Consider the following 19,836-nt stretch of genomic DNA (forward strand, 5'->3'; position numbering starts at 1 on the left):
GCCTTGGCGGGCTGCCTACCGTGGAGGGGTGGACGAAGCCTCCGTCGAGCCGGTGTCGCCGCTCGCGCCGGCCATGTCGCCGACGATCGTGATGACCCAGCTCTGGCGCGACCTCACGTTCCTCCACTGAGCCGTGGAGCCGGACGTCGTGGCGCACCTGATGCCCCCGGGCGTGCGCCCCGACACCCTCCACGGGCGGACGTACGTCGGGCTCATCCCCTTCCGGATGGTCGACGCGGGCCTGGGTCGCGGACCGGCGGTGCCGTGGCTCGGCACCTTCCTCGAGACCAACGTGCGCCTCTACTCCGTCGACGGGACGGGACGCCGCGGCATCGTCTTCCTCAGCCTCGACACCGATCGCGCGGCAGTGGTGCTCGGGGCGCGGGCGGCCTTCGGCGTGCCCTACCGCTGGGCGCGGATGCGCTACCGCCGCGACGGTGACGTCCACACCTACGACGCACGGTTGCGGTGGCCACGGCCCCGAGGGGTCGCCAAGACGTCGAGCCACGTCGTCGTACGGGCGGGTGCGCAGCGCGAGCCCACCGAGCTCGACCACTTCCTCAGCGCGCGGTGGGGGCTGCACAGCCGTGCGTGGGGACGCACGCTCCACGTCCCCAACCGGCACGAGCCGTGGCCCGTCCACGACGCGGAGGTGCTGGCGCTCGACGACGGGTTGATGGCGTCGGTGGGCCTGCCCGCGCTGGCCTCCCGAGCGCCCGACCACGTCGCCTTCAGCCCGGGCGTGCGCACCGAGTTCGGCCTGCCCACCGACGCACGGCGACCCCGGAGGGCGTGAGGCCTCAGCCCGCCGGGGTCAGCCTCAGCAGCCGCCCGGCACCCTCGTCCTCGAGCAGCCAGATCGCGCCGTCCGGCCCCTCCTCGACCGCGCGGATGCGCTCGCCGGTGTCGAAGACCTCGACGTCGGTCGCGGTGCGGCCGTCGAGGTCGACCCGCACGAGCGCCTCACCCGACAGCGCGCCGAGGAACGCGTCGCCCCGCCAGTCCGGGAAGAGGTCGCCGCCGTAGAGCATGAGGCTGCCGGGAGAGATGCTGGGGGTCCACGACCGGACGGGTGGGGCGTACCCGTCGCCCTCGGCGTGGTCGGGGATCTCCCCGCCGCCGTAGGCGCTGCCGTCCGAGACCTCGGGCCAGCCGTAGTTGGAACCCGATTCGATGACGTTGAGCTCGTCGCCGCCCTCGGGGCCCATCTCCGAGGACCACAGCGTCCCGTCGGCGGCGAACTCCAGGCCGAGCGGGTTGCGGTGCCCCCAGCTCCAGATCTCCGCGCTGGCGCCTCCCTCGTCGGCCAGCGGGTTGCCGGGTGCGGGGTCGCCGTCGAGCGTGAGTCGCACGATCGAGCCGAGCGTGTTGGTCGTGTCCTGCGCGGGGTCCTCCAGCTGCCGGTCGCCCGAGGAGACGAAGAGGTGCTGCCCGTCGGGCGAGAAGGCGATGCGGTGGCTGAAGTGGCCGTCGCCCTCGACCTTCGGCGTCTGCCGCCAGATCGCCTCGAGGCCGACCAGGCGCGGCCGGTCATCGGTCTCGAGCACGGCCCGTCCGACGACGGCACCGGTGCCGCCGGCACCCGACTCGACCCAGCTCAGGTAGACCACCCCGTCCTCCGCGTATGTCGGGGCCGGCACGATGTCACCGAGGCCGCCCTGGCCGGCGTCGACCACCTCCGGCACCCCGCTCACCTCGACCCGCTCGCCGCTGTCCGCATCGCGCAGGTGGAGCGTCCCGCTGCGCTCGGTGATCAGCAGGTCGCCCGAGCCCGGCAGGAAGGCCAACGCCCACGGCTCGTCGAGCCGGTCGACCTCCTCGACCACGAACGGCCAGCCCTCGTCGCCCTCCGACGTCGCAGGCCCGAGCGAGCCGTTCGCCGCGGTGTCCGAGGAACAGGCGGCGCCGAGCACTGCGACCAGTCCGGCGAGCGCGGGTGCGAGCGGCTTCATGGCCTCCATCATGCGTGGCGGGTGGCAACCCGGCGGCTGCGTCGGAAAAACTCCTGGCACCGATGTCGAAACATGCCGCACCCGTTCGACGTACGGGCGAGAACACACCCAACCGCCCCACAGGAGGAACGATCACGATGCCGCGTTTCATGGGATTCGTCAGGATGGAAGAGAACATCGGGATGCCGCCGCAGTCGCTGTTCGACGCGATGGACTCCTACATCGGCGAGCGCGCCGCCAACGGGGTCTTCCTCGACGGTGGCGGCCTCCACGGCACCGAGGACGCGGTGAACTTCGTCGTCCGCCAGGGCGAGGTGAGCCGCGTCGACGGGCCGTACGCCGAGGCCAAGGAGGTCGTCGGCGGCTGGTCGCTGCTGGACTACCCCACACTCGAGGAGGCGGTCGCCGACCAGCAGAAGTTCGCCGAGCTCCACGCGGAGCACTGGCCGGAGGTCACCGTCGTGGCGACCCTGCGGCAGATCTCCGAGGGCCCTGGGGACGACGCCGAGCCCTCCGGCGCCTGAGGCGGCACGTCACTACGCTGGCCGCGTGCCGGCAGACCCGACCGACGACACCTCAGCAGCCGTCACCGCCGCGTGGCGGGCCGAGTCGGCCCGCCTCGTCGGCGCGCTCGTCCGGATGACCCGCGACGTCGACCTCGCCGAGGACCTCGCCCAGGACGCGCTCGTCGCCGCCCTCGAGCAGTGGCCGGCCACCGGCGTCCCGGACAACCCGTCCGCCTGGCTGATGACCACGGCCAAGCGCCGCGGCGTCGACCACTACCGCCGTGCGGACGCGCTGCGTCGCAAGGTCGCCGAGCTCGAGCACGGCCGCGCGCGCGGCGGCGGGGAGGAGGCACAGGTGCCCGACCTCGTCGACCAGGTCGACCACATCGAGGACGACGTCCTGCGCCTGGTGTTCCTCACCTGCCACCCGGTCCTCACACCCGAGTCACGCGCCGCCCTCACGTTGCGCCTGGTCGGCGGGCTCACCACCGCCGAGGTCGCCCGCGGGTTCCTCACCACCGAGACGACCATGGGCCAGCGGATCTCGCGGGCGAAGAAGACGCTGGCGTCCGCGCGCGCGGAGCTCGAGCTGCCGACCGGCGAGGAGCGGACCGCGCGCCTCGACGACGTGATGGCGGTGATCTACCTGATCTTCAACGAGGGCTACACCGCCACCGCCGGTGCGGACTGGATGCGTCCCGACCTCGCCGCCGAGGCGACGCGCCTGGCCCGGATGCTCACCGACCTGGTCCCCTGCGAGCCGGAGGTGCTCGGCCTGCAGGCGTTGCTGGAGCTGCAGGGCTCGCGCACGGCTGCGCGCCTCTCCCCCGACGGCACGCCCGTCCTGCTCGAGGCGCAGGACCGTACGCAGTGGGACCCGCTGATGGTCCGGCGTGGGCTCACCGCCCTGCGCGCCGCGTCCCGTCTGGCGGCGACCGGCACCCCGGTCGGGAAGTACTTCCTCCAGGCCTCCATCGCCGCCGAGCACGCTCGCGCCGCGCGGGCCGAGGACACCGACTGGGCCCGCATCGCTGCGCTGTACGACGTGCTGGCGCGGGCCGCCCCGGGCCCCGTCGTCGAGGTCAACCGCGCGGTCGCGCACGGCCGGGCCCACGGCGCCGACGCCGGCCTCGCAGTCCTGGACGCCGTCGACCCGAGTGCGCTGGCCGGCTCACCGCTGCTGCCCAGTGTCCGCGGCGACCTCCTCGAGCGGTCCGGACGCCGTGCCGAGGCGTCCGCGGCCTTCGCGGAGGCCGCCCGGCGCACGCGCAACGAGGGCGAGCGGACGGTGCTGCTGCGGCGAGCGGCGCAGTCGGGACCTCCGCCCCTACCGGCGGCCGAGCCCGGGGACGATCGTGGGACCGACTCCGACGAAGGGTGACCCCGTGCGACGCACCGTGACCGCGATGGTCCTCGCACTGACGGTGGCCGCGCCGGCGGCGGGCGCGGCCGTCATCAGCGGCACCCCGCGTGACGACACCCTGGTCGGTACGGCGGCAGCGGACGTGGTCCGGGCCCGGGGCGGCGGCGACGTCGTCCGCGGGCTGGGTGGTGACGACCGGCTGTACGGCGGCGCCGGGGCGGACGTGCTCCGAGGCGGACCCGACGGCGACGTGGCGGCCGGAGGAGCCGACCGCGACCTGCTGGCAGGTGGGGGCGGCCGGGACCTGCTCTTCGGGGACGGCGCCGGCGACCGGCTCGTCGGGGGCGTCGGTCGCGACGTGCTCTCGGGCGGCGCCGGCGACGACAGGCTCAGCGGCGGACCCGGCCACGACTCCCTGACCGACGGAGTGATCAGCGAGCTCACCGACGAGCCCGGGGACGACGTGCTGCGCGGCTCGTCGGGCGACGACTTCTTCGGGGTCACCGGCGGACGTGACCTGGTCGTCGCCGGCGCCGGCGACGACGAGGTGAAGACGGTCGACGACGGGCTGCCCGACCTCCTCGACTGCGGGGACGGCCACGACCGGGTGACCTACTACGCCCTCGACGGCACCGGGGGCGTCGACCCGCTGGACGTGCTGGTGGGCTGCGAGGTCGTGTCGGAGGCGGCCGACCTTGCGCCACCGGAGTAGGAAGGGGCCCATGCGCATCTTCTTCACAGGCGGCAGCGGCAAGGCCGGACGGCACGTCGCCCCGTACCTCGCCGAGCAGGGTCACCAGGTCACCAACGCCGACCTCGTGCCCCTCGACCACCCCGACGTCCACGACCTCCGCGTCGACCTCACCGACGCCGGCGAGGTCTACTCCGCGCTCGCCGGCCTCGCGACCTTCGACGAGCTCGACCTGCCCGCGAAGCCGTCGTACGACGCCGTCGTGCACTTCGCCGCGGTGCCGGCCATCCTCAAGCAGGCAGACGCCGCGACCTACGCCACCAACGTTCTCAGCACCTACAACGTCCTCGAGGCCGCGACCCGGCTCGGCGTCCGCAAGGTCGTCTTCGCCTCGTCCGAGACGACGTACGGAGTCTGCTTCGCGCAGGGCGAGCGCAAGCCGCTCTACGTCCCGGTCGACGAGCAGCACCCGACCGTCCCCGAGGACTCGTACGCGATGTCCAAGGTCGCCAACGAGGTGACCGCTCGCTCGTTCCAGGCGCGGACCGGCGCCGACGTCTACGGGCTGCGGATCAACAACGTCATCGAGCCGCACGAGTACGCCGAGATGTTCCCCGACTTCCTCGAGGACGCCGGCCTACGACGGCGCAACATCTTCGCCTACATCGACGTGCGCGACCTCGGCCTGATGGTGCAGCGCTGCCTGGAGACCGACGGCCTGGGCTACGAGGTCTTCAACGTCGCCAACGCCGACATGTCGGTGGCCGCGACCACGTCCGAGGTGATCGAGCGCTTCTACGACGGGGTCGAGGTGCGTCGCGAGATGGGGCGCGACGACACGTTCTACGCCATCGACAAGGCACGCGAGCTGGTCGGCTTCGAGCCGCGGCACTCGTGGCGCGACGTGCTCGACGACCCGCGCCGGGGATGAGCAGAGCCCCGGACCCTGACGGGTCCGGGGCTCGTGCGCCCTCGAGAGGGCGTCGATCAGGCCTGCTGGCCGAGCGCGAACTGGATGTTGCCCTCCTCGTCCACGCCTCCGTCCAGCACCTTGTCGGCCAGGAGCTCCGAGGCCCGGCCGTCGACGAAGACCGTCGCGCCGTCCTGCTGGATCACCTGGTCGTCGGTCTCGGCGTGGTCGGCCGGGCTGACGGAGAGGGACTCCCCGTCCGCCTCGGTCGCGATGCGGAGCGCGGAGATCTCCGGCACCTCCTCGGCGAGCTTCTTGACGATCTCGGTCACGTTCTCGGTGAGAGCGAGCATGCGGCTCTCCTCTCCGTTTGGCGAATGTGTCTCCTCCACCATGGCGCGGACGCCCGGAGCGTGCAAACCGAGGACGGGCCGTGCCCTGTCGCGATGTCCCTGCCGGCCGTGATGATGAGGGGCATGACGACCTCCCACGAGACAGGCGACTTCGCCGGCGCGACCTTCGTCAGGGCCAGCTTCAGGGGTGCGACCCTGCGCTTCTCCGACGTCAGCGGCGTCACCATGCGCAGCGTCGACGTCGACGGGCTCGACATCGACAGCCACGACCTGTTCATGGGCAGCCTGTACGTCAACGGGGTCGACGTGGTGCCGCTCGTCGACGCCGAGCTCAACCGCCGGTTCCCCGGCCGCGAGCTGCAGCAGTCGCGGACGCCGGAGGGACTGCGCGACGGCTGGACCGCCGTCCGGGCGGCGTGGGCCACGACCGTCGCCGACACCCCGCCCGGGATGGTCGACGCGCACGTCGAGGACGAGTGGTCGCTCGCGCAGACCCTGCGACACCTCGTCCTGGCGACCGACACCTGGCTCCGCGGCGCGATCCTCGGAGTCGAGCAGCCGTTCCACGAGATCGGACAGCTGTTCACCGGCGCCGCCGAGATGGGCGTCGACACCTCGGCCTTCCGTACCGACCAGCCGGCGTACGACGAGGTGCTCGCCGTACGCGCCGAGCGCCAGCAGATGGTCACCGACTTCCTCGCGACCGTGACGTCCGAGCAGCTCGAGGAGGAGCGCACGGACCCGTGGGGCTCCGACTGGACGCCCACGGTCGGCGACTGCGTGCGGGTGATCCTGGAGGAGGAGTGGGCCCACCTCCGCTACGTCCGGCGGGACCTCGCGCTGCTGGGATGAACCCGCTCAGGGGCCGTCCTCGGTCAGGCTCGTGACCGGAAGCCAGTCGGCTCCGAATAGCCGCGCGAGGTCGGCGAGGCCGGTCGTGTCACCGCCGACGGTGTCGGAGGCCGCGGCGATCCGCTCGACCATCACCTTGCCGACCTGCTCCTCGACGGTGCCCTCGGCATAGGCGATGTGCCACGGGGAGACCTGGTGGTCGCGGTGGGTGCGGCCGGTCACCTGCCGGCCGGCGATGCCGGAGAAGCGAGCCTGGTGGAAGACGCCCACTCGCGGCTCGGTGCTCCCGAGGCGGCCGTCGGCGAGGGTCTCGCCGGCGTGCAGGCTGATCGAGGCGACGGTGGTGAAGACGCACACCTTGGCCTGCCCGGTCTGGAAGCGGAGCCGCTCGGCCTCCGGGTCGAATCGGTCGCGGCCATAGATCGTGGCGACGTCGATGCCCGAGTCGCGCAGCCGGTCGGCGATCGGGTCCGCGGCAGTCGCGACGAACTCCACGGAGCACGCCACCTGTCGCTCCGCCTCGACCTGCTGGGCGATCCAGGCGACCGTCGAGTCGACGCGGATGAGCCCGGCCTTCTGCCGGAAGCGCAGGAGGGCGGCCCGGCCCTTGGCGACGTTGCGACCGCGTCGGGCGATGTCCATCTCGCGGCAGAACTCGCCCCACTCGGCCTCGTACGCCGTCCGCTCCGCCGGTGTCAGCGCGACCGGCATGCCGGAGATCGGCACCGGCCCCCACGGCGCGGCGCGGTGCAGCATCGCGGGAGGCCTCTCCTCGTCGAGCCAGCCGCGCACGAGCTTGAGGTCCGCTGCACGGCGCGCAGGGTCGCTGGTCCACGTCGCGCCGTAGCGTCCACGCTCGACCGCGACGCCGTGACGCTCGAGCGCCGTGGCGAACGCGTCCCCGGGACGGGTGGCCGAGGCCCACTCCTTCATCGGCTCGCCCAGCACCTGCGCGTAGGCCGGGGCGAGGTAGGGCAGCTCGAGCGGCGTGTGCCCGGGCGTGGCCGTGGTCGCGATGACGAACGGCGCCGCGTCGTGCGACTTCCCGTGCCCCGAGATCCGCGCCCACAGCTTCCACCGCTTCGTCGTCGTGCGCCGCAGGGCGTGGGCCTCGTCCGCGATGATCACGTCCCACGCGTGGTCGGCGACCTTCTCCAGCCGGTCCCAGGTGATGACGACCCACTCCAGGCCGCCGTGCCCGAGCGCGGCGATCGTGCGGCACCAGTGGCCGATGGTGATCGCGGCGGGCCGGTCCGCCACCACGAGCACCCGGCGCGCGCCGCGCAGGTCCCCCACCGCCGTCGCGCCGAGGACCGCGGAGATCGTCTTGCCCACCCCCGGCTCGTCGGCGAGCAGGAACTGCCGCCCGCCGGCCGCCGCCCGAGCGGCGATCGCGTCGGCGGCCTCGAACTGGATGTTCCGGGGCTCGAGCTCGTCCGTCGGCTCGGGGTCCGGCGTCGGATCGTGCGGGTTCAGGTTGTTCTCCACGAACCGGCCCAGCGTGTACGGGCCCGGGGACCAGGGCTCGAGGTGTGCGGGCAGCGCCGACCCGACGTACAGGTGGGTCCTGACGGCAGGGTGCCACGTGGCTCCGTCGACCTGCGTGCCGTACGGGACGTCGAGCACCCACAGCCGCTCCCCCGGCCCTGCGAGCGGCAGCGGCCGCTGCTCCTTGCCCGCGCTGCGTCGGCGCGCGGACGCGCTGCGTCGACGTACGCCGGATCGTCGGGGGCTGGCCACCCCCGGACGCTATCGAGGTCCGGCCCGCGGGCTGGCCCGGCTCGCCCGTAGGGTGGCGATGCTCGTGGACGTCGCCGCGACACATCCTCCGTCAGGGAAGGAAACGTATGTGCCGAGTCCTCGCCTACATCGGGCCCGAAGTTCCTCTCGAGAGCCTGCTGCTCAGGCCCGCGAACAGCCTGGTCAACCAGGCCCTCGACCCTGAGCTCTACCCCGACCTCCACCTGGCGGGATGGGGCTTCGCGGCGTGGAGCGAGCACCTGCTCAAGCCGGAGGACCCCTTCCTCTACCGCCGGCCCATGGCCGCCTTCTACGACGACAACGCCGAGCACATCATCCCGAGCCTGCAGACGAGCACGATGCTCGGTCACGTCCGAGCCGCCGCCTATGACTCCAAGGCGGTCCTGGTCGACGAGAACTGCCACCCGTTCTCCTTCGACGAGACCCCGTGGATCATCGCCCAGAACGGCTACGTGCCGAACTGGCAGCTGCTGCAGCGAGAGCTGCTGCAGCACTGCAGGGACACCTACCTCAAGCAGATGCGCGGCAACACCGACACCGAGTTCCTCTACGTGCTGCTGCTCTCGCTGCTCGAGGGCGACAGCGACGAGGACGTGCAGCGTGCGGTCGAGGAGGTGCTCCGGCTCATCGCGCAGGCGATGAAGGATCTCGACCTCGCCGGCCTGACCAAGCTGAAGATGGCCCTGGTGTCGCCGAACCGGATCATCGGCGTCAACGTGGGCCTCGGGCACCAGGGCGAGACCAACCCGGCCGGGGACTGGAAGGAGCTGCGCAAGTCCGGGCCGGGCACGGACGACTTCGCCCTCTCGATGCTCCTGGAGCCGATGCACCTGTTCCTGGGTTGCCACGTCCAGCACGACGACGACGGCTACGACTTCGAGGCGTGCGACGAGGCCGACGCGACGGTCGCCCTCTTCGCCTCCGAGGCCCTGACCGAGGACGGCGACGGCTGGTCGTCCCTCGAGTTCGGCGAGATCGTGTTCCTGGAGAAGACGGGCGGGCACGTCGCCAAGAGGGTCGAGAAGCTGTCGGTCTAGGCGGCACACTGGGAGGCATGGACCAGGACGACAGCGCGGAGGCCGAGACGTCCGACGGGGCGCGGTCGCAGGACCACAAGGGCATCGTGCACTCGGCGACGGACCGGTTCCTGAGCAGCACGCGGATGCTGGTGGAGCAGGTGACCAGGGCGGGAGGGGCGGGCGCGCAGGCCGTCGTACCGGACGCGGTCCTGTCGTCGGCCACCCACATGCTCGAGTCCATGCGGCAGGCGGTCGAGTCGGCGCCGCAGGTCGGTGCCGAGCTCGAGATCGTGATGCGGGAGATCCACGCCAAGAGGCTGACCATCCAGGCCATCACCGCCGAGCTGGCCGTGCTGGACGACCAGCTCGAGGTCCTGGAGAAGTCGTTGGCGCCGCTGCAGGCCTGGAGCACCCAGTGGAGCAAGGTGCAGCACACCCTGCTGCACTCCCTCGACCTGTCGGCAGACGACAAGGGCTGACCAGGGTCGGTCAGTCCCGGCCGTCGCGTCGCTCCTGCAGACGCGCCCGCGCCTCGGTCACGTAGGCGAGGCACGGGGCCTCGGCGTCGGGATGCTTGGACGTGAGGTGCAGGATCCATCGATCCATCGCCGCCATGTAGCCGTTGTCCTCGCCCCGCCGGCGTGTGCTCCAGGCGCGGGTGCCGGTGCCGGGTCGCGGCACCTCACACTGCGTGCACGAGATCGTGTAGGCGTACGAGTCGTCGGGGGCCACGTCGATGCGGACCACGGCCAACACTCCTGCCTCGGCGCTGGCCTTCCTCTGGCGGGCGGAGCGGCTGGCGGGCACAGCGACCTCGGTTCGTGCTCGGGGATGACTGCCTCAGCCTAGGCAGCGACTGGGGTGTCTTGGGTGGCGGTCACTCGCAGCGCTTCGTGCCTCCACTGGGACTGGCCTCAGCGCGTGGACGATGTCAGCCCGCGTGGCTCGAGGTCGCCTTCGACCGTGTGGGGTGCTGCAGGCCGAGCAAGCGGGAACCGATGGCGTCGTTGAGTCGCGTGGGCAGCACCGCATTCATGGTGACCATCGCCTGGGCCTGTGCCCCGGCGGCGTAGCGGGCACGAGGGCGGCGTGCGGTCAACGCCTGCTCGACAACCCGGGCTACGACGTCCGGCGGCACAGTCCGGCGCTGGAGCGTCGTGACCAGCCTGCGCATCCCGCGAATGTGCTGTGCGTAGAGCTCGCGGTGCATGGCGGACATCCCCTCCTCCATGTCTGCGAGCATCGACTGGATCTCGCGCCAGGGACCAGTGTCGGTGGGGCCTGGCTCGACAACGGACACATCGATGCGCCAGGGCCGCAGCTCGCCCCTGAGCACGTCCGCCAGTCCTTCGACCGCGAACTTCGACGCGCAGTAGGCGCCCTCCAACAGCACCGGCGCGCGGCCGCCGGTCGAGGAGATGAACACGATCCGGCCGCTGGCAGCACGGATCTGGGGGAGCAGAGCCTGGGTGACGGCGACCTGACCGAAGAAGTTGACCTCGAACTGGCGGCGGAAGTCCGGGATGGAGACAGCCTCGACCGGGCCCAACACTCCGATGCCAGCGTTGTTGACCAGCGCGTCCAGCCGGTCGGGGAACAGGCCTGCCATGGCGGCGACCTGCGTCGCGTCGGTGATGTCGAGCAGCACGGGTGTGATGCGGCCGTCCTGGGCGGCAAGGCGATCGCCGCTGGAGTCGCTGCGGACGCCGGCAGTGACGGTCCACCCGGCGCCGGCCAGTCGCAGCGCGATGGCTTCGCCGATGCCGCGGCCAGCTCCGGTGATGAGTACTGAGGGCATGGTGTTCGCCCCTTCCGACAGGAGACTCTGCCTGCCCATCACACTATTCCTGTAGTGAGCCGTTGCGCTACGCACATAGTGGGCAATTCGGGCGTCTAGCGACGCTGCAAGTCCTCCGCGAGCTCGCCGATTCGGGCCCGGAGGCTCTGCTCGGCCAGGCGCCAGAGCGTCGCGGAGTGCGCATGCCGGTGCTGGACCGCGCTGCCCGGACGGGCACGGTCCCGGCACGCCTCCTGCTCCAGCGCGCGCACCGCGAAGGCGTCCGCGGCGAGGGCCAGCTCACGGATGACCGTGGCTGTCTCGTCGAGGGCGAACGCAGTCATTGACCCAGAGTGCACAACCGGAAGGTTCTGCAACCGTCGGAGCGCGGAACATGCCCTATTTGGCTGTCACCGCCGATCCGAAAGGTAGCTGCGCACTACGGCCCAGCACTCGCGATCGGCGATCGATGTTGACGAACCCACCTGCGGGTGCACGACAGCGGGTTCATCCATGTTCGGCTGCCCGACGGCAGCGTCCGGTTCAGCAGGCGGACGTGAGGGTCAGGGCCCGCCTTCGGGGCGAGGTCGGTGTCGGACCCGGGTGACAGACTGCAGGGCATGACCGCCCTCGACCGCTTCAGCGCGCCCACGCGTGCATGGTTCGAGGCGTCGTTCGCGAGCCCGACCCCGGCGCAGGAGGGGGCGTGGGACGCCATCGCGGCCGGCAGGAACGCGCTGGTCGTGGCGCCCACCGGCAGCGGCAAGACGTTGAGCGCGTTCCTCCACGCGATCGACCGGCTGCTCAGCACCGAGCGTCCCGAGGACAAGACCCGGCGCACCCGCGTGCTCTACATCTCCCCGCTCAAGGCACTCGGTGTCGACGTCGAGCGCAACCTCCGCGCTCCGCTCACCGGCATCCGCAACACCGCCGAGCGGCTGGAGGCCACCGTGCCCGACGTGACGGTCGGCCTGCGCTCCGGCGACACCAGTCCCGCCGACCGGCGCAAGCTCGGCACCACGCCGCCCGACATCCTCATCACCACGCCGGAGTCGCTCTTCCTGATGCTCACCAGTCAGGCGCGCGAGACGCTGCGCGGCGTCGACACGGTGATCATCGACGAGGTCCACGCCGTCGCCGGCACCAAGCGCGGCGCCCACCTCGGCATCAGCCTCGAGCGCCTCGACGCGCTGCTCGACCAGCCCGCCCGGCGCATCGGCCTGAGCGCGACCGTACGACCGCTCGAGGAGGTCGCGCGGTTCCTCGGCGGCACCCAGCCGGTCGACATCGTCTCCCCGCCCAGCACCAAGGAGTGGGACCTGCGCGTCGTCGTGCCCGTCGAGGACATGACGATGCCCGAGGAGTACGACGAGGAGTCGGGCGACCCCGGCCGGTCCACGAGCATCTGGCCCCACGTCGAGGAGCACGTCGTCGACCTCGTCGAGCAGCACCGCTCGACCATCGTCTTCGCCAACTCGCGGCGGCTGGCCGAGCGGCTCACCGCCCGGCTCAACGAGATCGCGAGCGAGCGAGCGCAGGCGCGCGCCGAGGGGGACCCGGGTCTCGTGACGGGCGCAGAGCGCCCTCCTCGACCAGCGGGTGCCCCCGCCCAGGTGATGGCGCAGGCCGGCCAGACGTCGGGGGCAGAGGCGATCATCGCCAAGGCCCACCACGGCTCGGTCTCCAAGGAGCAGCGCGCGATCATCGAGGACGACCTCAAGCGCGGCCGTCTCCCCTGCGTGGTCGCCACCAGCAGCCTCGAGCTCGGCATCGACATGGGCTCGGTCGACCTCGTCATCCAGATCGAGTCTCCCCCCAGCGTCGCCAGCGCCCTCCAGCGCGTCGGTCGCGCCGGCCACCAGGTCGGGGAGGTCAGCCGTGGCGTCCTGTTCCCCAAGCACCGCGGCGACCTCGCCCAGACCGCCGTCTCGGTCGAGCGGATGCGCTCGGGCGCCATCGAGAAGCTGTCGGTCCCGGCCAACCCCCTCGACGTGCTGGCCCAGCAGGTCGTGGCCGCGCTCGCGATGGAGGAGTGGGACGTCGACGAGCTCTTCTCGCTCGTCACCCGCGCCGCCTCCTACACCCAGCTCCCCCGCTCCGCCTTCGACGCGACCCTCGACCTGCTGAGCGGGCGCTACCCCAGCGACGAGTTCGCCGAGCTCCGCCCGCGCATCGTGTGGGACCGGGTCACCGGGGCGCTCTCCGGCCGCCCCGGCGCGCAGCGGCTCGCCGTGACGAGCGGCGGCACGATCCCCGACCGCGGCCTGTTCGGCGTGTTCCTCGTCGGCGAGAAGGCCAGCCGCGTCGGGGAGCTCGACGAGGAGATGGTCTACGAGTCGCGGGTGGGGGACGTCTTCGCCCTCGGTGCCACCAGCTGGCGCATCGAGGACATCACCCACGACCGCGTCCTCGTCACCCCCGCGCCCGGCATCCCCGGCCGCCTCCCCTTCTGGAAGGGCGACTCCCTCGGCCGCCCCGCGGAGCTCGGAGCCGCCGTCGGTGCGTTCACCCGCGAGCTCGCCGCCCAGCCGCCGCAGAAGGCCATCGACCGGGTGCGCGAGCGCGGCCTCGACGTCAACGCCGCCACCAACCTCGTCACCTACCTCGGCGAGCAGCGCGAGGCCACCCAGGTCGTCCCCAGCGACACCCAGGTCGTCGTCGAGCGGTTCCGCGACGAGCTCGGCGACTGGCGACTGGTCGTCCACTCCCCCTACGGCACGCCCGTCCACGCCCCGTGGGCCCTGGCGATCAACGCCCGCCTGCGCGAGCGCTTCGACGTCGACGGCCAGGCCGTGGCCTCCGACGACGGCATCGTCATCCGCATCCCCGACACCGACGCCGAGCCGCCCACCGGCGAGGTGATCGTCTTCGAGCCCGAGGAGATCGAGCAGCTCGTCACGCAGGAGGTCGGGGGGTCGGCGTTGTTCGCCAGCCGCTTCCGCGAGTGCGCCGCACGCGCCCTGCTGCTCCCGCGCCGCGATCCCGGGCGACGCAGCCCGCTGTGGCAGCAGCGGCAGCGCAGCGCCCAGCTGCTCGAAGTCGCCTCCCAGTACCCCGCTTTCCCCATCGTCCTGGAGGCCGTACGCGAGTGCCTCCAGGACGTGTACGACCTGCCCGCGCTGGTCGCGCTCCTCGGGCGCGTCCAGCGCCGCGAGGTCACCGTCGTCGACGTCGCGACGACCCAGCCGAGCCCGTTCGCGCGGAGCCTGCTCTTCGGCTACGTCGCCCAGTTCGTCTACGAGGGCGACTCCCCCATCGCCGAGCGTCGCGCCGCGGCGCTCTCGCTCGACCAGGGCCTGCTCGCCGAGCTCCTCGGACGCGCCGAGCTGCGTGAGCTGCTCGACCCCGAGGTGCTCACCGAGGTCGAGGCCGAGCTGCAGTGGCTCGCCCCCGACCGTCGGGCGCGCGACGCCGAGGCCGTGGCCGACCTGCTGCGCCTCGTCGGTCCGCTGTCGGTCGAGGAGATCCGCGCCCGGTCCGTCGACGGCGCCGACGTGGAGGGCTGGCTGTCGTCCCTCGACCGCCGGGTCGCCCCCGTACGCATGGCCGGCGACGACCGCTGGAGCGCCATCGAGGACATCGGCCGGCTGCGCGACGGCCTGGGCGTCCCCGTCCCCGTCGGCACCCCCGACGCCTTCCTCCAGCTGCCCGACGACCCGCTCGGCGACCTCGTCTCGCGCTACGCCCGCAGCCACGGCCCGTTCACGACCGCCGAGGTGGCGACCCGGCTCGGGCTCGGCGAGGCGGTCGCGCGCCAGACCCTCCAGCGGCTCGCGCACCGCGGCCGGGTCCTCGACGGGGAGTTCCGCCCGTCCGGAGCAGGCACGGAGTGGTGCGACGCCGAGGTGCTGCGCAAGCTGCGGCGACGGTCGCTGGCCCGGCTGCGGCAGGAGATAGAACCCGTCAGCCACGACGCGGTCGCCCGCTTCCTCCCCGCGTGGCAGCGCGTCGGCGGCTCCCTGCGCGGGGTCGACGGCGTCGTCGCCGCGATCGACCAGCTCGCCGGCTGCCCGGTCCCGGCGAGTGCCCTGGAGCCCCTCGTCCTCGCCGCCCGCGTCCGCGACTACGAGCCCTCCATGCTCGACGAGCTCACCGCCTCCGGCGAGGTCATCTGGACCGGCCACGCTCCCCTGCCGGGCAGCGACGGCTGGGTGAGCCTGCACCTCGCCGACCAGGCACACCTCACGCTCCCGGAGGTCGAGGACGAGGACCCCGACGGTCTCCAGCGTGCGGTGCTCGACGCACTCGACCCGGGCGGCGCGTGGTTCTTCCGCCAGCTCGCCGACCGGGTCGGACCGGCCAGCGACGCCGAGCTCAGCAGCGCACTGTGGGAGCTCGTCTGGAAGGGCCTCGTCACCAACGACACGCTCGCCCCGCTGCGCGCGCTGGTCCGCAGCGGCACCCCCTCGCACCGCACCCGGCGCACTCCCCCGCGCCTCGGCCGTACGACCGGCGGACGGATGCCGGCGCGCACCGGTCCCCCCGAGACCGCCGGCCGGTGGGCGCTGCTGCCCGAGCGCGACGGCGACCCGACCCGGCGTGCCCACGCCCGCGCGGAGCACCTCCTCGAGCGGCACGGCGTCGTCACCCGCGGCGCCGTCGTCAGCGAGCGCGTGACCGGCGGCTTCGCGGGCGTCTACAAGGTGCTGAGCGCCTTCGAGGACACCGGCCGCTGCCGCCGGGGCTACTTCATCGAGGGGCTCGGGGCCGCACAGTTCGGCAGCGCGGGCGCCATCGACCGGCTCCGCACCTTCGCCGAGCCCGAGAGCGCGAGGCCGGGCACGAAGCCGACGGTGGTCGCGCTCGCGGCCACCGACCCCGCCAACGTGTTCGGCGCCGCGCTGCCGTGGCCCGACGCGGGCGACCCGGAGCGCACCGGGCACCGACCGGGCCGCAAGGCCGGCGCCCTCGTGGTGCTGGTCGACGGTGCCCTCACCGTCTACGTCGAGCGGGGCGGTCGGACGCTGCTGACCTGGAGCGAGGACGTCGACGTGCTCACCCCGGCGATGGCCTCGCTCGCCGAGGCCGCCCGGCGCGGGGCGCTGGGCCGGCTCACCGTCGAGAAGGCCGACGGCCAGGCGCTGATCGGCAGCGGCGGGGAGAGCCCGATCCGGCTCGCGCTCACCGCGGCCGGCTTCGTGGCCACCCCGAAGGGGTTGAAGCTGCGTGCCTGAGGGAGACACCGTCTACCGCGCCGCGGCCAAGCTCGACCGCGCCCTCACCGGTCACCGCCTCACGCTCACCGACTTCCGGGTGCCCGCGCTCGCGACCGTGGACCTGCGCGAGGGCACCGTGATCCGTTCGCTGTCGCGGGGCAAGCACATCCTCACGCGCGTCGACCACGAGCGCGCGTGGACGATCCACACCCACCTCAAGATGGAGGGCTCGTGGCACGTCTACCCCGAGGGCGAGCGGTGGCGGCGCCCGGAGACGCAGGCGCGGCTGGTGCTCGGCATCGACGGGCGCAAGGCGGTCGGCTTCCAGCTCGGCATCGTCGAGCTGGTGCCGCGCGAGCACGAGGCCGACCTCGTGGCACACCTCGGACCCGACCTGCTCGGTCCCGACTGGGACGAGGACCGCGCCCTGGCCAACCTGCGCGCCCAGCCGCAGCGTCCCATCGGCCAGGCGTTGCTCGACCAGCGCAACCTCGCCGGCATCGGCAACATGTACATGGCCGAGCTCTGCTTCACGATGGGCGTCAACCCGGCCAGCGCCGTCGCCACGGTCGACCAGCTGCCGCGGCTCGTGCGACGCGGGCGCCAGATGCTCGAGGTCAACAAGGAGCGGGCCATCCAGTCGACGACCGGTGACCTGCGCGAGCGCGAGCGGATGTGGGTCTACCGTCGCGACGCGTCGCCGTGCCGCCGGTGCCGCACCCCCGTCGCGGTGACGATGCTCGGCGAGCCCGGCCGCGAGCGGGCGGCCTACTGGTGCCCGAGCTGTCAGCCGGAGCGGTGAGGAGCCTCGAGGCTCAGGCGGCCGAGGCCACCACGTCGCCGGCAGGGCGGGCAGCGGTGAGCGGCGTGCTCGCGACGACCTCCATCGCGGCCTCCTCGAGCGCCACCGCGTCGGCGACGTCGCGCAGGACGTCGGAGAGCGGCAGGTCCATCGCCTGGCACAGCGAGGCGAGCAGCTCCGAGGACGCCTCCTTCTGCCCGCGCTCGATCTCGGAGATGTAGCCGAGGCTGACCCGGGCGTCCGCCGAGAGCTCGCGCAGGGTCATCCCTCGCTGCATCCGCGCACTGCGCAGCACGTCACCGAGCAGTCGTCGGAAGAGCACCATGCGCGAGGTCCTTACTCTCGGGAGATCCGTTGCGAGGGGAAGCCATCTGGGCCAACGCTACCCGAGGGGTCCTTCTTCCCGAGCGAAGACCTCCACATCGCGCAGCCGGGCCGCCAGGTCGGCCAGCACGGCGTCGCACGTCGCCGCCCGGATCGCGGCGCGGTCCCCGGCCAGTGCGAGCAGCCGCGCGTCGGTCCCCGACGGGCCGGCGACGGCGACCCACACGGTGCCGACCGGCTGGCCGTCCTGCTCGTCCGGCCCGGCGACGCCGGTCGTGGCGAGGCCCCACGTGGCGTCGAGCCGGTCACGGACGCCGTCCGCCATCGCGAGCGCGCACTCGCGCGAGACCACGCCGTACCGCTCGACCAGCGCCTCCGGCACGTCGAGAGCGGCGACCTTGACGCGGGTGGCGTACGACACGACGCCGCCGACGAAGCTGCGCGAGGCGCCGGGCACGTCGGTGATCCGGGCCGCGAGCAGGCCGCCGGTGAGCGACTCCGCGGTCGCGAGCGTCTCGCTCCGCTGCGCCAGCGCCTCCAGCACCCGCACGGCCACGTCGCCTGACCACATGTCGGCGACACTAGCGCCATGGCACTCCCCATCGAGGACTACGCCCTGATCGGCGACCGCGGCACGGCCGCCCTGGTGGGCAAGGACGGGTCGATCGACTGGCTGTGCCTGCCGCGCTTCGACTCCCCCGCCTGCTTCGCCGCTCTGCTCGGCACCGAGGAGCACGGACGGTGGCTGCTCGCGCCGGCCGACGAGGTCGTGGAGACCCGCCGCAGGTACGTCGACGGCACGGCGCTGCTCGAGACGACCTTCACCACCGCGGACGGCGAGGTGGTGCTCCTCGACGTGATGCCCACGGGCGACGGGCGCGCGGACGTCGTACGGCGGCTCACCTGCACCCGGGGATCCGTGCGGATCCGACACGACTGGGTCGTGCGGACCGACTACGGGCGGGTGCGTCCGTGGGTGACGCGGGAGCGGGCCCACGGCCAGGACGTCGTCGTCGCGGTCGCCGGGCCGGACAAGCTCGTGCTGCGCGGCCCGCAGCTGCCGCACGGCCACCACGGGCACCACCGCGCGGAGTTCGCCATGGCGGCCGGAGAGGAGGCCACCTTCTCCATGACCTGGGTCCGCTCGTGGCGCGACGTGCCCGAGCCGCTCGGCCTCGACGAGCGGATCGACGCGACGACGGACCGCCAGCGCGAGTGGTCGGCGCGCGCACCCGCGGACGTCCCCCATGCCGACCTCGTGCGTCGCAGCCTGGTCACCCTGCTGCTCATGACGCACGCCGAGACCGGCGGCATCGTGGCGGCGCCGACGACGTCCCTGCCCGAGGACTTCGGTGGCGAGCGCAACTGGGACTACCGCTTCTGCTGGCTGCGCGATGCCGCGCTCACCCTCGAGTCGCTCCTCGGCGCCGGCTACGCCGAGGAGGCGCTGGAGTGGCGCGGGTGGCTGCTGCGCGCGGTCGCCGGCGACCCGGCCGACCTGCAGATCATGTACACCGTCGACGGTGGGCGCCAGCTGCCCGAGCGCGAGGTCCCGCACCTGCCCGGGTACGCCGGCAGCAGGCCGGTGCGCATCGGCAACGGCGCGGTGTCACAACGGCAGAACGACGTCCTCGGCGAGGTGATGATCGCGCTCGAGCTCGCCCGCGAGGCGGGTCTGCACGAGACGCCCAACTCGTGGTCGCTCCAACGGGCGCTGGTCGACGAGCTCGCCGAGCACTGGGACTCACCCGACAACGGGCTGTGGGAGATCCGCGGACCGCAGCGCCACTTCACCCACTCGCGCGTGATGGTGTGGGTCGCGTTCGACCGGGCGGTGAAGGCGGTCGAGGAGCACGGGCTCGAGGGGCCCGTCGACCGGTGGCGCGACCTGCGCGACCGGGTCCGCGACGAGATCCTCGACAAGGGGTTCGACGAGGGGCGCGGCACGTTCACCCAGCACTACGACACGACCGCGGTCGACGCGTCCCTGCTGACCATCCCGCTGGTCGGGTTCCTGCCCGGCGACGACCCCCGGGTCCTCGGCACCATCGATGCCGTCATGGCCGACCTCGACGCAGGCGGCCTGCTGCTGCGCTATCGCACCGAGACCGGCGTCGACGGCCTCGCTGGCGACGAGCACCCGTTCCTGGCGTGCTCGTTCTGGCTGGTGTCCGCGCTCGCCGCAGCCGGCCGCCGCGACGAGGCGCACGCGCTGATGGACCGACTGTGCGCCCTGGCCAACGACGTCGGCCTGCTGTCGGAGGAGTACGACGCCGCGCACGGACGCATGGCCGGGAACTTCCCCCAGGCGTTCAGCCACCTCGCCCTCGTGCAGGCGGCCCTCGCCCTGCGCTGAGCAGGACGAGGGCC

Annotated in this window: 19 protein-coding genes; 11 read left to right on the forward strand and 8 right to left on the reverse strand. The window is 72.9% G+C overall.

The genetic code is table 11. The annotated features are described in order from the left end of the window. Positions 1–133: 133 nt before the first annotated feature. Positions 134–796 (forward strand): YqjF family protein, encoded by a 663-nt coding sequence (locus IE200_RS15490; RefSeq protein ID WP_268245552.1) that lies wholly within the window; start codon positions 134–136, stop codon positions 794–796. A gap of 4 nt (positions 797–800) precedes the next feature. Here IE200_RS15490 and IE200_RS15495 read toward each other — a convergent pair whose 3' ends face one another. Then, the gene (locus IE200_RS15495; RefSeq protein WP_229856622.1) at positions 801–1,952 is read right to left on the reverse strand and encodes a PQQ-dependent sugar dehydrogenase; all 1,152 of its coding nucleotides are present in this window, start codon (positions 1,950–1,952) and stop codon (positions 801–803) included. A 164-nt stretch (positions 1,953–2,116) separates the two neighbouring features. On the opposite strand from IE200_RS15495, the gene IE200_RS15500 reads away from it, so the two are divergent. From IE200_RS15500 to IE200_RS15515, 4 genes are read left to right on the forward strand one after another with little or no spacing between them, the layout of a single operon-like run. Further along, entirely contained in the window at positions 2,117–2,476 is a 360-nt protein-coding gene (locus IE200_RS15500) for a YciI family protein (protein ID WP_229856624.1), read from the forward strand. Between the two features lie 25 nt (positions 2,477–2,501). Next, positions 2,502–3,839 (forward strand): RNA polymerase sigma factor, encoded by a 1,338-nt coding sequence (locus IE200_RS15505; RefSeq protein ID WP_191280381.1) that lies wholly within the window; start codon positions 2,502–2,504, stop codon positions 3,837–3,839. A 4-nt stretch (positions 3,840–3,843) separates the two neighbouring features. Beyond that, positions 3,844–4,533, forward strand: coding sequence for a calcium-binding protein (locus IE200_RS15510; protein WP_191280382.1), 690 nt, complete (start codon positions 3,844–3,846; stop codon positions 4,531–4,533). Positions 4,534–4,543: 10 nt separating this feature from the next. Further along, complete coding sequence (locus tag IE200_RS15515) at positions 4,544–5,443, forward strand: NAD-dependent epimerase/dehydratase family protein (RefSeq protein WP_191280383.1); 900 nt, start codon at positions 4,544–4,546, stop codon at positions 5,441–5,443. Positions 5,444–5,499: 56 nt separating this feature from the next. On the opposite strand, the gene IE200_RS15520 is transcribed toward IE200_RS15515, so the two are convergent. Next, complete coding sequence (locus tag IE200_RS15520) at positions 5,500–5,775, reverse strand: iron-sulfur cluster assembly accessory protein (protein ID WP_191280384.1); 276 nt, start codon at positions 5,773–5,775, stop codon at positions 5,500–5,502. 123 nt (positions 5,776–5,898) lie between these two features. Here IE200_RS15520 and IE200_RS15525 point away from each other — a divergent pair, with 123 nt between their 5' ends. Continuing rightward, positions 5,899–6,627, forward strand: a complete 729-nt coding sequence (locus tag IE200_RS15525; protein ID WP_191280385.1) for a DinB family protein — start codon at positions 5,899–5,901, stop codon at positions 6,625–6,627. Positions 6,628–6,633: 6 nt separating this feature from the next. Here IE200_RS15525 and IE200_RS15530 read toward each other — a convergent pair whose 3' ends face one another. Then, positions 6,634–8,367: a DEAD/DEAH box helicase gene (locus IE200_RS15530; protein ID WP_191280386.1), complete on the reverse strand. Its 1,734-nt coding sequence runs from the start codon at positions 8,365–8,367 to the stop codon at positions 6,634–6,636. A gap of 107 nt (positions 8,368–8,474) precedes the next feature. Here IE200_RS15530 and IE200_RS15535 point away from each other — a divergent pair, with 107 nt between their 5' ends. Next, a complete protein-coding gene (locus tag IE200_RS15535; protein ID WP_191280387.1) occupies positions 8,475–9,425 on the forward strand; it encodes a class II glutamine amidotransferase in 951 nt (316 codons plus the stop codon). 17 nt (positions 9,426–9,442) lie between these two features. Then, the gene (locus IE200_RS15540; RefSeq protein WP_191280388.1) at positions 9,443–9,886 is read left to right on the forward strand and encodes a hypothetical protein; all 444 of its coding nucleotides are present in this window, start codon (positions 9,443–9,445) and stop codon (positions 9,884–9,886) included. A gap of 10 nt (positions 9,887–9,896) precedes the next feature. Here the strand turns inward: IE200_RS15540 and IE200_RS15545 are convergent, their stop codons facing one another. From IE200_RS15545 to IE200_RS15555, 3 genes are all read right to left on the reverse strand, one after another. Further along, complete coding sequence (locus tag IE200_RS15545) at positions 9,897–10,154, reverse strand: hypothetical protein (protein ID WP_229856626.1); 258 nt, start codon at positions 10,152–10,154, stop codon at positions 9,897–9,899. A gap of 184 nt (positions 10,155–10,338) precedes the next feature. Beyond that, on the reverse strand, positions 10,339–11,205 hold the full coding sequence (locus tag IE200_RS15550; protein ID WP_191280390.1) for an SDR family NAD(P)-dependent oxidoreductase: 867 nt from the start codon (positions 11,203–11,205) through the stop codon (positions 10,339–10,341). Positions 11,206–11,300: 95 nt separating this feature from the next. After that, positions 11,301–11,528 carry a hypothetical protein gene (locus IE200_RS15555; RefSeq protein WP_191280391.1) on the reverse strand — a complete coding sequence of 76 codons (228 nt, stop codon included), beginning with the start codon at positions 11,526–11,528 and terminating at the stop codon, positions 11,301–11,303. Positions 11,529–11,804: 276 nt separating this feature from the next. Between IE200_RS15555 and IE200_RS15560 the strand changes: the two genes are divergently transcribed. Both IE200_RS15560 and IE200_RS15565 read left to right on the forward strand, forming a co-directional pair. Then, positions 11,805–16,358 carry an ATP-dependent helicase gene (locus tag IE200_RS15560; protein WP_191280392.1) on the forward strand — a complete coding sequence of 1,518 codons (4,554 nt, stop codon included), beginning with the start codon at positions 11,805–11,807 and terminating at the stop codon, positions 16,356–16,358. Then, positions 16,351–17,142, forward strand: a complete 792-nt coding sequence (locus IE200_RS15565; protein WP_191280393.1) for an Fpg/Nei family DNA glycosylase — start codon at positions 16,351–16,353, stop codon at positions 17,140–17,142. Before IE200_RS15560 ends, IE200_RS15565 begins: the two co-directional genes overlap by 8 nt. 13 nt (positions 17,143–17,155) lie before the next feature. Here IE200_RS15565 and IE200_RS15570 read toward each other — a convergent pair whose 3' ends face one another. Then, on the reverse strand, positions 17,156–17,467 hold the full coding sequence (locus IE200_RS15570; protein ID WP_191280394.1) for a helix-turn-helix domain-containing protein: 312 nt from the start codon (positions 17,465–17,467) through the stop codon (positions 17,156–17,158). A gap of 57 nt (positions 17,468–17,524) precedes the next feature. Continuing rightward, positions 17,525–18,037, reverse strand: coding sequence for a CinA family protein (locus tag IE200_RS15575; RefSeq protein WP_191280395.1), 513 nt, complete (start codon positions 18,035–18,037; stop codon positions 17,525–17,527). Between the two features lie 18 nt (positions 18,038–18,055). On the opposite strand from IE200_RS15575, the gene IE200_RS15580 reads away from it, so the two are divergent. Then, positions 18,056–19,822: a glycoside hydrolase family 15 protein gene (locus tag IE200_RS15580; protein WP_191280396.1), complete on the forward strand. Its 1,767-nt coding sequence runs from the start codon at positions 18,056–18,058 to the stop codon at positions 19,820–19,822. Positions 19,823–19,836 lie beyond the last annotated feature (14 nt).

The organism is Nocardioides flavus (ex Wang et al. 2016), assembly GCF_014653115.1.
GTDB lineage: Bacteria > Actinomycetota > Actinomycetes > Propionibacteriales > Nocardioidaceae > Nocardioides > Nocardioides flavus.

What these genes read in the sequence shown, in the direction of transcription:
- IE200_RS15575 (WP_191280395.1), bottom strand. Translation starts at nt 18,037, where the DNA reads ATGTGGTCAGGCGACGTGGCCGTGCGGGTGCTGGAGGCGCTGGCGCAG.
- IE200_RS15495 (WP_229856622.1), bottom strand. Translation starts at nt 1,952, where the DNA reads ATGAAGCCGCTCGCACCCGCGCTCGCCGGACTGGTCGCAGTGCTCGGC.
- IE200_RS15550 (WP_191280390.1), bottom strand. Translation starts at nt 11,205, where the DNA reads ATGCCCTCAGTACTCATCACCGGAGCTGGCCGCGGCATCGGCGAAGCC.
- IE200_RS15515 (WP_191280383.1), top strand. Translation starts at nt 4,544, where the DNA reads ATGCGCATCTTCTTCACAGGCGGCAGCGGCAAGGCCGGACGGCACGTC.
- IE200_RS15500 (WP_229856624.1), top strand. Translation starts at nt 2,117, where the DNA reads ATGGAAGAGAACATCGGGATGCCGCCGCAGTCGCTGTTCGACGCGATG.
- IE200_RS15525 (WP_191280385.1), top strand. Translation starts at nt 5,899, where the DNA reads ATGACGACCTCCCACGAGACAGGCGACTTCGCCGGCGCGACCTTCGTC.
- IE200_RS15580 (WP_191280396.1), top strand. Translation starts at nt 18,056, where the DNA reads ATGGCACTCCCCATCGAGGACTACGCCCTGATCGGCGACCGCGGCACG.
- IE200_RS15535 (WP_191280387.1), top strand. Translation starts at nt 8,475, where the DNA reads ATGTGCCGAGTCCTCGCCTACATCGGGCCCGAAGTTCCTCTCGAGAGC.
- IE200_RS15560 (WP_191280392.1), top strand. Translation starts at nt 11,805, where the DNA reads ATGACCGCCCTCGACCGCTTCAGCGCGCCCACGCGTGCATGGTTCGAG.
- IE200_RS15520 (WP_191280384.1), bottom strand. Translation starts at nt 5,775, where the DNA reads ATGCTCGCTCTCACCGAGAACGTGACCGAGATCGTCAAGAAGCTCGCC.
- IE200_RS15570 (WP_191280394.1), bottom strand. Translation starts at nt 17,467, where the DNA reads ATGGTGCTCTTCCGACGACTGCTCGGTGACGTGCTGCGCAGTGCGCGG.
- IE200_RS15540 (WP_191280388.1), top strand. Translation starts at nt 9,443, where the DNA reads ATGGACCAGGACGACAGCGCGGAGGCCGAGACGTCCGACGGGGCGCGG.
- IE200_RS15555 (WP_191280391.1), bottom strand. Translation starts at nt 11,528, where the DNA reads ATGACTGCGTTCGCCCTCGACGAGACAGCCACGGTCATCCGTGAGCTG.